Source organism: Dyella sp. SYSU CM1112, from assembly GCF_058216415.1.
Genome location: NZ_JBZEGI010000015.1, coordinates 1 through 13,527, shown reverse-complemented (window position 1 = coordinate 13,527; position 13,527 = coordinate 1). Strand labels below are relative to the sequence as shown.

Genomic DNA, 13,527 nt, shown 5'->3' with positions numbered 1-13,527 from the left:
CATATTCCACGATTGCTGTTGTGTACGAATCTCCAATGGCTTTGAAATTTATACGTATGAATTAATGAATTGGTGAGGAGACACCGCATCGTGGAGCAACATGGGAAGAGGTTCGTAAGGCGTTCAACCGGACGTACCAGTCCGTCATTGGCGCGAACTCTCCGAGCATGGCTTTAAAAAGCTCATGAAGGATGAAGCTGCTGCTCGCGAAAAAATGGTCGCAGAGAAGGGCGGATCATGAATATGTTCCGACTCGATATGTTCCAGGCGAAACTTCCGCAAATCCTCGGGTACGTCTCCTACCCATTCGACCCAAGTGCGACACACCAGCCTCCACGTGATGTGTCGCGGGCAAGGATCATGCGCGCACGAACGTTTAGCCGAAGCCTTCGGCCTTCAGCAGTTCATCGTTCTGCTGACGAAGTACATGCAAGGCTGCATGCAGTCCTTCCACTTGGGTGGAGTTCAATGGCCATTGATGCGCCCCGGGTGGGGCACCCATGGTTCTCGCTCGGTGGAAAGCTTCGCTGTTGCTTAGCAGCTTTTGGATAACGTGGATTGCCAAAGCTGCTTCAGCGATCTTCATGAGGCGTGCATGGCGTTCCGCGCGTTCCGGATCGATGCAACCTCGTTTTGGCGCGGGGCCAAGCGGCGTGAAGGGTTTTGGCGGGCGTGCGTGTGCCGTATGATCCGTGATAGCCACGATCAACTCCTATCTAGTTGGTTTTGGTTAGCGGGTCGTATGGGCTGCAACCCATGCGATCCGCGCCTTCACTGCATTGCTGCAATGGTCATCCACGTAGCCCAGCAAGCGACAGCGTGGATGACATGCCGAACATATCGAAACACCCTGCCTGTGTATGTAGGGGATTTCTGATTTTTAGGGTTGGGTGCTTGCAGGCGTGTCTGGATGTGTAGGGCATGGGCCGTTCCCGCGTGTGAACTGCCGCAACGTTGAATCATGCGCCTCATCGCGCGCTGCGCGGTCGAAGGGGCGTTGTGCTTGGCATGCGCTTGCATGGTCGGCGTGGCGTAGGTTGCAGACACCGAACTACGTTCCGGCTCGGTCATCGCGTGCTTCTTGGGCTGATCACCCCTCACTCGCCCAGGGTGGCGTGTTCCGGGCAGCCCGGCTTCAAACTATTTCACCGTGATGCGTGCCGTGTAGCTACATGTGCCTGCATCCTCACGGTTTCCGATCGCAACGCGGCTTGGCATTTCGAACCGTTAAAAGCCAGAGCCAGTCGGATCGATCCAATCTAGACAGATTGAAGTTTAAACCGATACCTTATTCCGGTAGCTGGAACACCTACAGGGGGTGGACCGGAGTCATGAAGGATCCTGGCCTGGGCACCGGTTCGGCGTGCGGCTTGTGACCTGACGACTTTTCAACGGTTACATGCACATGCATGGAGGGTGTTCTCTTGCAGGGACGTAGACGGCATGGTTGGGCGTGGCACGGGGTTATTCTGCCGCTGCTGATGGCAACACCGGTTCGGGCACAAACCGCATCTCCCCAGAATCCTCTTTCGCAACAGGCGCAGCAACAACGCGCCCAACAGCAGGCGCAAAATCTTCAGAAGCAGCAACAGGCGCCGCGCGTCAGCGCAGGGCAATTGCAGCCTTCTGTCACGTCGTGGCGTGTCAAAACGCTGCCTAAAGAAAGCCCTTGCTTTGTGTTGCGGCACTTGATGCTGGAAGGCCCGCACGTTTCATCGTTCGGTTTCGCACAGCGGTATTTGAATCGCTACGCCAGACGTTGCGTGGGCGAACAAGGCCTGCGCCAGATCGTGGCACGCGTTTCCGATCGGATTCTGGCCGAGGGCTACATCACTACTGAAGTGAAGCTGCCGGAACAGAATCTTTCTTCCGGTACGTTGAAGCTGGTGGTTATACCGGGAATGTTGCAGGGGTTTCGCTTGGCGCCAGGTTCAGCGCCGATCGACTGGCGCAGTGCTTTTCCGTTGCGTCCAGGCGATTTGCTAAATCTGCGCGCGTTGGAACAGGGCTTGGAGCAGATCAAGCAGGTGCCCTCGCAGGATGTGCACATGAACATCGAACCTGGCGATCGACCGGGAACCTCGGTGGTGGTGTTGATGGCGGTGCGTACGAAGCCATGGCGTGTCACGCTCGGTGCCAATAACGAAGGCTTCAAGAGCACCGGGCGCGATCAAGGCAGCGTCAGCCTGGCTATTGATCAGCCGTTGCGCATGAACGATGCACTCACGTTGAGCGTTAGCCATAGTTTGCCGTTGAGCAACGACGAGGTCGGCTCACGCAACTGGGCCGTGGATGAGCGCATTCCCTGGGGATGGTGGGATGTGGATATCTATGCCAACAGCTACGGTTTCTTTCAGCAGTTGCTGGGGGGTACGCAAACCTTTCGCAGCAGCGGCACCGCACAGACATTCGGTGTTCGCGTCAGCCGCGTTGTGCATCGAACGAAAAACGGGCGCACAACGGTTCAGGCCAGTATCGATGGACGAGAGGCGAGCAACGATATCGATGGCACGGAAATCGCTGTACAGCATCGCCACACGCGCAGCGTCAGCCTAGGCATTGCGCAGCGGCAATACATCGGTGCTGCACAGCTGGATGCAAGCATTACCTATCAGCACGGCGTGCCATGGTTCGACGGGCAATGGGATCCTTCCACGCCGAATGCACAAATTCCCCGTTTCGATTATCAGCTGGTGCTTTCCGATGTGGCATTGCAATGGCCGCTGCGTTGGGGTTCGCAAACGTTCTCGCTGAGCAGTGCGCTGCATTCGCAGTATTCGCCGGACCGCTTGTATTCCGAAGACTATATCGGTATCGGCGGCCCATTCACTGTGCGTGGATTTGAAGGCGATGACGTGCTTTCCGCCGAGGATGGTTATTACTGGCGCAACCAACTCACGCTGCCGCTATCGCGCAGCGGCATGGCGCTTTATACGGGTTGGGATTATGGCCGGGTATGGGGACCTGATTTTGCGTACGTGCACGGGCATGTCGTGAGCGGCGTGTTTGTGGGTACACAAGGTGCAGTCACTTCGCATATTCAATGGGACATATCGCTGGGTTGGCCGTTGATCGCGCCGGCCTGGCTGCCGACTACACAGGCCTTGGTGAAGGCGTCGGTGCAGGTGATGTTCTGAAAAGGGGGCGCGACCTGGAGGTCGCGCTGACGGTTCAGGGGGCAAGCGAAGGCTTGCATAGACCGTAGTGGTCAGGGAGTACAACATGGCAGAGCTGGACAACAAGACGCTGATTCGTCGTGGGGGTGTGGCTGTATCCGCGCATCCGCGCCATGGTCTTTCCATCGCGCGCTTGCGGCTTGCACCGCTGGCGGCCGCATTGAGCTTATGCCTGTGCACGTTTCCCAGCGTGGCCCAGCAGGTTCCCTCGGGTGCGACTAACACCACTACTGGCGTGGCGGGCAACGGTGTCCCCATCGTCAACATTGCCGCGCCCAACAGCAATGGCGTGTCGCTTAATCAATACAACCAATTCAATGTCGATCAACACGGCGCGATCCTCAACAACAGTGCTACGACGGTTGCCACGCAACTGGGCGGCTACATTCTGGGTAACTCTCATCTCGTGGGCAGCGGCCCGGCGAATGTCATTGTCAATCAAGTGACCTCCACGTCACCCAGCACGCTCAACGGTTATATCGAAGTGGCGGGTACGTCGGCGGCTGTGGTAGTGGCCAACCCGAACGGATTGAGCTGCAACGGTTGCGGCTTTATCAATACGACACGCGCCACGTTGACGACGGGTACGCCGGTATTCGGCGGTTCGGGAAGTCTGGCGGCTTTTCGCGTTACCGGCGGGACCATTGGTATCAACGGCAGTGGGCTCAATGCGAGCAATGTCGCGCAGGTCGATGTGCTGGCGCGTGCGGTGCAAATCGATGCGGCCATCTATGCACATCAGCTCAACATCGTTACCGGCGCGAATCTGATCAACTACAACGGCCTGGGCCTGCAGGTGCTGCAAGCGCAGGGCGCCAAGCCACAGCTCGCATTGGATGTGAGTGCCCTGGGGGGCATGTATGCCGACAAGATCACTTTGATCGGCACCGAGGCGGGCGTTGGCGTCAACAGTCAGGGCGTATTGCAAGCTCAGCAAGGCGATTTCACGCTAAGCAGCCAAGGACAAGTCGTGCTGGGTGGCTCGACGACGGCGACAGGGCAATTGAGCATTACCGGCGTGCAAGGCGTGCAGAGCAGCGGCACGCTTTACGCACCGGGAGCGGTGCAGATCACGGGTGGTCCGGTCACGCTGGCGGGCATTGCTGCATCCAGTAGCGGGCTGACTATTCAAGGCAGCAGCGTGCAATCCAGCGCATTGCTTGCTGCGGGCATGCAAAGCAACGGCACCTTGAGCGGTAGCAGTGCCTTGCAGATCAGCAGCCCAGGCACCGTCACGGCAACCGGCACGAATGCAGCGTCCGGAAGCGTAAGCCTCACCAGTAGCTCACTCAACGTGGCGGGCTCGACCCTGCTGGCGGGGGGCTCGCTGGCGTTAGGCGCGATGTCCGGTGATCTGAATGCATCGAACAGTTCGTTGCAGGCGCAAGGTGCGGTCACCGTGGCGACGACGGGCACCCTGACCACGACGCAGACGGCGTGGGAAGCCCCGCAATGGGATATCGCGGCCAATGCGTGGAACAACGCCAGCGGGCAAATCGCTCAGACGGGTAGCACGACCACCGCCGTGAAGATTGCTGGCGCGATAAGCAACGTCGGCGGCACCTTGATCAGCAATGGCAGCTGGCAGCTTCAAGCGGGCAGCCTGGATAACAGCCAAGGTCATATCACCGGTGCCGGTACCGCAGATATGACCGTTTCCGTTACCGGCGGTGTGACCAACACCGGCGGACAGCTGGTGAGCAACGGCGCACTTGCGCTGGTTACGCCGGGTGCGGTGAGCAGTGCAGGGGGAACGATCGGTGGCCTGGGCGATGTCACGCTCCAAGCAGCCAGTGTTGACGTTAGCCAGGGTGGCCAGCTGATCAGCCAGAACGGTGCGCTGACGGTGACGACACCGGGAGCGATCAACGACAACGCCGGCCTGATTCAGGCCTCTCGTGCGCTGACGCTCAACGCGAATAGCCTGGATACCACGGGCGGCGCAGTGAAGGCATTGGGCAGCGACACGCTGGGCCTCACCATCGCGCAGTCACTGACCAATGGTGCCAACGGCGTGATCGGTGGCAACGGTGCGGTCAACGTGCAAGCAGGCACGCTTACCGTGGGCACCGGCAGCACGGTGACCGGTAACGCACTCACGGTTGATATCGCGGGTACGACGATCAATGCGGGTGCATTGCAGAGCAACGGCGTGTTGAATGTCACCACCGCGGGGCTCACCAACAGCGGGGATCTGCTCGGCACCAGTGGCCTTGTGCTCATCGGCACAGGCGCGATCGACAACACCGGCATCCTTCAGTCGGGCGGTGTATTGACCATCGCTGCTACGAATCAGTCTGTCAGCAATGGCGGCACCATCGCCGCGAACGGTACGACCTTGCTTACCGCGGCGAACTTGACCAACACCAAGGGTAGCCTGATCAACGACGATAGCGCTGGCAGCACCACGACGGTGACGCTCAGTGGGACACTGGGCAATGAAGGCGGCACCGTTGGCGGTCTGGGCGACGTGAGCCTTACGGCGGCCAATGTCGATAACAGCGCGGGCGGTCAACTGATCAGCCAGAACGGTGCGTTGAGCATGACCGCATCCGGCGCGATCAACAGCAACGCGGGATTGATCCAATCCGCGAATGCGCTAACGATTCAGGCGCAGAGCCTGGATAGCACGAGTGGCGCGATAAAGGCCATCGGCAGCGATGCATTGACGTTGAAGATCAGCCAATCGTTCACCAACGGCGCCGATGGTGTGGTGGGCGGTAATGGCACAGTCAATGTGCAGGCAGGTAGTTTGATCACCGGTGCGGGCAGCACGTTGAGCGGTAATGCGCTGAGTGCGAACGTGGCGGGTCTCACCACGAACGCCGGTGCGATACAAAGCAATGGCGTGTTGAACCTCACCACTGCAGGTCTCAACAGCAGCGGTAACGTACTTGGCACCACCGGTGTGAGCCTCATCAGCAGTGACGCGGTGACGAATACGGGCAGCTTGCAATCGGGCGGTGCGCTGACGATTGATGCCACCGGCCAGTCATTTATCAATAGCGGCGCGATCGCATCCAATGGCGCCATCACGGTTACCGCAGGAAGCCTCGCCAATACGAACGGAAGCCTGGTCAACGGTGATTCGTCAGGCAGCGCGACCCGCGTGAATCTGACCGGCGCTTTGAGCAACGCAGGCGGCACCATCGGCGGTATCGGTGATGTCACTCTCAACGCCACAGGCATCGACAACAGCGCAGGGGGTCAGCTGATCAGCCAGAACGGCGCGTTGACACTGACCACATCCGGTACCTTGAACAACGCTGGCGGCCTGATTCAATCGACCACAGCATTGAGCCTCATGGCGGCAAGTGCCGACAACACGGGCGGCAACATCAAGCTGCTGGATCCGGCGACGCTCAGCCTGACAGTGTCCGACTTGCTCAACAACGGCACAGGCGGTTTGATCGGCAGCAACGGTGGGTTGAACCTGCAGGCCGGCCAACTCGACAACCAAGGCACGCTGACAAGTGCGAGCGACATGTCGCTGACGACGTCGCAGGCCTTTACCAACGCGGGTACGCTTCAAACGGGCGGCCACCTCACCCTCAGCGCGGATGGCCTTACCAACCAAGGTACCTTGATTGGCGTGCAAGGCGTTGCGCTTACGAGCACGGGTGCCGTGAGCAATACCGGTAGCGTGGAGTCGGGCGCTGCACTGAGTTTGAATGCGCAAGGCCAAACCCTCAGCAACGCGGGCGGTACTTTGAGTGCCGACGGCGTCGTGACACTGGCCGCTGCCAGCCTGGATAACACCAAGGGCAGCGTGATCAACAACGATGCGTCCGGCAGCACCACGTCGGTTACCGTGGATGGCAACCTCGTCAATCAAGGCGGCACGATTGGCGGACTGGGTGATGTAGCACTCAGCGCATCGAGCATCGATACCAGCGCGGACGGGCAGCTCATCAGCCAGAGCGGTGCGCTCAACCTCACTGCGTCCGGTGCGATCAACGACGCCACGGGTTTGATCCAGGCGGCCGACGCATTGACGATCAATGCTGGCAGCCTCGACAGCACGGGTGGTTCGGTCAAGGCGCTTGGTAGCGACACACTGACGCTCAACCTCACGCAGGCGCTGACCAACGGCGCCAACGGCGTGATCGGCGGCAATGGCGCGGTAAATGTGCAAGCCGGCAGTCTCACCACTGGTGCAGGCAGCATACTCACGGGCAGCGCACTTACCGCAACCATCAGCGGCGCCACCACCAACGCGGGCACCCTTCAAAGCGATGGTGCCTTGAATCTGACCACGGCAGGTTTGACCAACAGCGGCATGCTGCTGGGCACGAATGGTATCGACCTCACCAGCACCGGCACCGTGGGTAATACCGGCAATGTGCTGTCAGGTGGTGCGCTGACGATCAAGGCGGCTAATCAGTCAGTGAGCAACAGCGGCACGATTTCGTCCAACGGCACGACATCGCTTACCGCAGCGAGCCTGACAAACACCAAGGGCGAGCTCGTCAATGGCGACAGCGCAAACAGCACGACCACGGTGACGCTGACCGGTGCGCTGGCCAATGAAGGCGGCACCGTAGGAGGCTTGGGTGATGTAACGATCAGTGCTGCAAGTGTCGATAACAGCGCCGGTGGCCAGCTCATGAGCCAGAACGGCGGCTTGAGTTTCACCACAGCCGGCGCGCTCAATAACACAGATGGTTTGTTGCAAGCCGCTACGACATTGGGCTTGAGCGCCGCCTCGGTCGACAATGAAGCCGGCAAGATTCAATTGACCGGCACCGGTTTGCTCACCGCGAATGTCTCCGGCCTGTACGACAACAGTGCCGGTGGTTTGACCGGTGGCAATGGCAGCATGACGTTGGGTGCGGGAAGCATCAATAATGCGAATGGAGAGCTGGAAGCGACCGCCAGCGTCGCCGTGACCAGTCAAGCCGGATTGACGAACAACAACGGTTCAGTGATCTCCAACGGCGCGCTGTCCTTGAGCGGCACGGCCGTGAGCAATGCCGGCGGCGAAGTGGTGAGCGATGGCGCGCTGAGGCTGACGGCATCGAGTTTCGACAACACCAGCGGCACCGTGATCAACCGCAGCACGCAAGCGACGACCGTGCATGTCGGCGGCCTGGTCACCAATACGAACGGCGCCATCGGTGGCGACGGCAGCTTGAGTGCCACCGTGGGCGGATTGACCAATGCCGGTGGCAGCGTGATCGGCGCATCGGGATTGAGCCTGACCAGCACGGGCGCGCTCAGCAATAACAGCGGCCAGTTGTTGAGCGGTACGGCGTTGACGCTCGATGCGAGCGGGCAGTCGATCACTAACCGGCAAGGCGCCATTCAAAGTCATGGTGCAACGACGGTGACGGCTGCATCGTTGGATAACACCAGCGGTTCGCTGGTCGATCTGACGTCAAGCCAGTTGACGGTCAACGTCGGCCAGACGTTGACCAATGCAAGCGGCACATTGGGTACGCAGGGCAATGCGAACGTGAGTGCGGGTGCGATCAATAACGCCAGCGGGCAATTGATTGCCGGCGGCAATTTCACGCTCAATCCCGGTAGCACGCTCACCAACACGAGTGGAACCTTGCTTGCTGGAAACGTGCTGACGCTGCAAGGATCATCGGCGGTCAACAATACAAGTGGTGGCCGCTTGGTCGGCGGCCAAGGCATCAATGCGAGCATGGCCAGCCTGACCAACACGGGCGGCTCATTGGAAAGTGGTGGTGCGCTCTCGCTCAATACAAGCGGATGGAGCGGCGACGGTACCCTGGCGTCCAATGGCAATCTGGTGCTGACGCTGCCGGGCAATCTGACAATTGCCAGCGGCAGCAATCCGTTTGCGGGCAACGGTTCGCTGACCCTCGATCTGAGTGGCAGCCTGACCAACGATGGCACGCTGGAAGCACCCGACGGTGTTTCGATAACGGCCGCGAACATCACCAACACAAATGGCGCAACCATCGCCTCAGGCAATGCGAGTACCCATGGCGTGACGTCGCTGAACACCGGCGGCACATTGACCAACGCCGGCATCATCGAAGGAACCACGGTCAACGTGAATGCCGGGGTGCTCAACAACACCGGCACGGTGTTGGGTCAATCCGTCACGATCAACGCGGGTACGCTGATCAATGGTCTCGATCCCGGCAGTTCGAATCTGACAGATGGTTACGGCCAAGGCACGCTGGCGGCGAGTAACCAGTTAAATATCTACACCAGCAATCTCACCAACATCGATGCCACGATCTTGAGTCTTGGCAGCCTGACGATTGCCGGAAATGCAAGCGGCGGGTTGGCAAGCGTCGTCGACAATCGCTCCGGGCTCATCACTACGCAGAACATCAATGGCACACAGGACAACACCCTGACCATCGATGCCAGCACGATCACCAATGAGCGCCGGGTGCTCGATGTCAGCGGTGGCGGCGCGCCGACCACGAGCACGACCAATAACAGCCTGTCCTGCGCGTTCGGGAGCGGTGAAACAGTCTCATGCACGTATAGTGGCAGCTTGCTGGGCAATGTGGTCAAGCTAGGCACGTACACACAGAGTTCGCAAACCACACTGAACGGTGCAAGCGGGGCGTCTGAAATCGTGTCGGGTGGCAACCTGCTGTTGAACGGCAGCGCCATTACCAACAATGCCTCCACCATTGCAGCCGGGTACAACCTGGACGTCAACGGCAGCAGCAATACCTCCAGCGTCGTCAATGAAAGCTGGGAGCCGGGCTCGCTGTCGCAAAGCGTAACGGTGTGGTGGCAAAACGCGACGCCATTGCCCAACGGCTGGACGCGGGTCGGTACCTGCGAGGCCGGCTATCCGGGCGAAGAGGGCACTACCTTTTGCATGGCGATACAAGGCGTCACCGTACAGTCCACGACCACGCCGGGCAGCGGACTGAATGCGACGATCGAAGCCAACCAGAACATCACCATTTCGACAGGTTCGATCACCAACGAGGAGAGCGTCAACGGCAGCTCGGTCAATACGAGCGGCGGCAATCTCGGTTCGGCACGAGGCACCACCGTCAGTGCTTCCGGTGGCAGTGGTGTAAGTGCAAGTGGTGCATTATCCGGTAGCAGTGCAGGAACGGTGGGAGGTGTTACCGGATCGGGCGGATGGAATGGCAGTGGCGGCTTCAGCCCGCTTGGTAGTCTTGATCCCACTGGTGCACTGGAAACCCCTGCGCCGGCAGGGGCGCCGGTGGGTTTGCAAGGGCAGGGCATCTTTGGGGGCCTGCCGAGTTTCGTACCGCCCGGCGCGGTAGGTTCGACCACGCAGGTGCGGCAGATCATCGGCACGCCCGGCAACCCGTTGCCCAATCTCTCCGTGCCTACGAGCGGCCTTTTCACGATCAATACGGCACCGGGTCAGCCGTATCTGATCGAAACCAATCCGCTATTGACGAATTACCAGAATTTCATCACGGGCAGTTACTTACTCGGTCAGTTGAACTGGAACGGAGCAAGCACGCTACGACAGATCGGTGACGGTTACTACGAACTGCAGTTGGTCGATCAACAGATCGTCGATCTCACCGGCAAACCTTATGTTGCCGACAACACGAACAGCGAAGATCAGTTCGAGCAACTGATGAATAACGCCGTGTCGGTGGCCGGTCAATTCAACCTCACGCCCGGTATTGCACTGACGGCGTCGCAGATCGCCGATCTCACGCAGAACATCGTATGGCTGGTCAACGAAACGGTGGACGGCCAGACAGTGCTGGTGCCCGTCGTGTATTTGGCCAACGGTGGTTCCGGGCAGCCGGATGGCGCATTGATCAGCGGTGCGAATGTCAGCCTGAGCGCAAGCGGTACGCTTGCCAATAGTGGTTCCATACTCGCCAGCGGCAACGCCACGCTCACCGCCGATAATCTGCTCAATGCGGCCGGAACGATCAGCGCGGGACAAGACCTCAGCCTGGCGACCACCGATAATCTCAGTAATCTTGGCGGGACGCTGAGCGCCGGTCAGGATCTCACGGCGATTGTGGGCGGCACGCTGCGCAATGACACCTTGCTCAATGGACTTGGCAATGATGCAACCGCAACGTTGAGTGCCGGCGGTACGCTCAGTGCCGTCGCGGGCCAGGACCTTCAGTTGGATGGCGCACACATCAGCGGATCCACGGTATCGCTCGGCGCCGGACAGAATCTGGCGATAGGCGCTGGACCGCAGTTGCAATCCTCTTCCATCGCATCGATTGCGGGTGGCATGAGTTGGGGCACCCAGACGACCACCACGCTGGCCTCGATCACCGGTAGCAACATCAACCTTACCGCAGCGAACGATCTCACCGGCCAGGGCGCTCAAGTGAGTGCGACCGACTCACTCAACGTGATCGCCGGTCACGACATCGATTTGGGCAACGTCACCAACACCACCACGAGCGGGTTTTATCAGGTCTATCACAACGGCTCGAGCAGCGGCTCGACCATGGATCAGCAGGTAGTGGGAAGCCTGTTGAGTGCGGGCAACAACGTCAACCTGGTCGCGGGCAACAACCTCACGCTGACGGCCTCGACGGTCGCGAGCACCAACGGCGCCGTCAATGTGATGGCAGGCAACGATCTGAGCTTGAGTACAGCTCAGGAGCAGCACAACAGCCTGGTCTTCACCTATGGACATTCGGGCGGAGGGCTTTCAGACACCGACAGTGTCGGGGTGCAATACGATCAAAGCAGCGTGGCAGTTGGAAGTGTGTTGAGTGGCAACACCGTCAATCTGCTCTCCGGTGCAAACACCACCTTGACCGCCGCGCAGATCGTCGGCACGAATGGCGTTACCGCTCAAGCCGGCGGCAACCTCGTGCTTAACACCGGTACGACAACATCGCGCGACGAAACCGCAAGCGACAGTGACCAGGCCGGCTTCATGGGTGGCGGCGGCTTTAGCGTGATGCTGGGGGAACGTGATACCAGCAGTGATACGGTTATCCAGCAAAGTACACCGGTCGGTACCGTGCTCGGCAGCACCAATGGATCGGTGACGTTGTCCGCCAATCAGAACGTTCACCTGACTGATGCAACGGTGTTGAGCCAGACCGGTACGACCATCGTGGGCAAGAATGTCACCATCGATGCTGCGCTTGGCACCACGAACGTGACTCAGCAGGAACAGCAGAACGTAGGCGGCATCATCGCCGGCGTAGGTGGCGGTGTTGCGAACGTCGCCAATCAGCTGGCGCTTGATCAGCAAGGCGCCAGCAAAACGAGTGACTCGCGCGTGCAAGCCCTGTATGCCATGCAGGGCGCGCAAACCCTGTTCTCGCAGGGGGCTGGCAACGGCATGGGCCTGGGAGGGCAGACAGGCATGCAAGCGCTCTCCAGTGCGCCAGGCAAAATTGCCAGTGGTTACGAAAGCGGCGGTGCGCAAGGCGCGCTAAGCAATTCCGGCATGAGCTTGCGCATTGGCGCGACCGAAAGCGAATCGCGCAGTACTACAACGCAAACCCAACAGACGTCCTATGGCAGCAGTATCGGCAGCACGAACGGCGACGTCACTATCGCGGCGACGGGTGGCAACCTCAACGTCATCGGCAGCCAGATCAGCGGACAGAACGTGACGTTGGCTGCCGCGCAGGATCTCAACGTGCTGAGCCAGGCGCAGCAATCCACATTGCATCAGAGTACCCACTCAGGCAGTGGTTCGATGGGCGTCAGCATTGGCCAGACCAACGGTATCTTCGCCAGTGGTTCGATGGCCGAAAGTTCGGCGCAGGGCAATGGCACCACTTACGCAGATAGCACCGTCAACGCAGCCGGTACATTGACGCTGGCCAGTGGCGCAAACACCACCATCGAAGGCGCTCAGCTGAGTGGTCAGACCATCCAGGCAGCGATCGGTGGCAACCTTGATCTGGTCAGCCAGCAGAACACGAACAGCTACAGCAGCCATCAATCGCAGGCCAGCGGAAGCTTCAGTTACGGTGGCGGCGGGGGAAGCGGCGGCGGTAGCTATAACCAAGGCCAGATGCAATCCAGCTATGCCAGCGTAGGGGACGTAACAGGCTTGAACGCGGGCAGTGGCGGTTTTCAGATCACGGTAGGCGGTAACACCCATCTCACCGGTGCCGTGATCGCGAGCAGTGCCGATCCAAGCAAGAACACTCTCGATACCGGATCACTCACGTACAGCAACCTGCAGAACAGCGCCAGCTACAGCGCGAGCAGTGGAGGCATGGCTGGCGGCTACAGCGGCAACGGTGGAGGCATCGATAACAGCGGCGCCAGCATCATGCCCAGCGGCCTGACCATTCCGCAGACCGGTCACGAAAGTAGTACGACGCAAGCGGCGATTGCACCGGGCACGATCACGATTAGCGATAACCAAAACCAGGACCTCAGCGGACTGAGTCGCAACGCAAGCCTCGGTGAT

At 59.8% G+C, this 13,527-nt stretch carries 3 protein-coding genes; 2 read left to right on the top strand and 1 reads right to left on the bottom strand.

Annotated features, from left to right (window positions below):
• Positions 1-376 precede the first annotated feature (376 nt).
• Complete coding sequence (locus AC4HNJ_RS17830; protein ID WP_490480953.1) at positions 377-703, bottom strand: hypothetical protein; 327 nt, start codon at positions 701-703, stop codon at positions 377-379.
• Between the two features lie 778 nt (positions 704-1,481).
• Here AC4HNJ_RS17830 and AC4HNJ_RS17825 point away from each other — a divergent pair.
• Positions 1,482-3,137: a ShlB/FhaC/HecB family hemolysin secretion/activation protein gene (locus AC4HNJ_RS17825; protein ID WP_490480952.1), complete on the top strand. Its 1,656-nt coding sequence runs from the start codon at positions 1,482-1,484 to the stop codon at positions 3,135-3,137.
• A gap of 85 nt (positions 3,138-3,222) precedes the next feature.
• Positions 3,223-13,527 (top strand): two-partner secretion domain-containing protein (locus AC4HNJ_RS17820; RefSeq protein ID WP_490480951.1); only part of this gene is annotated, 10,305 nt, incomplete at its 3' end.

Bases quoted from the DNA above. Each gene is read 5' to 3' on its own strand.
- AC4HNJ_RS17825 (WP_490480952.1), top strand. From the start codon at position 1,482: ATGGCAACACCGGTTCGGGCACAAACCGCATCTCCCCAGAATCCTCTT.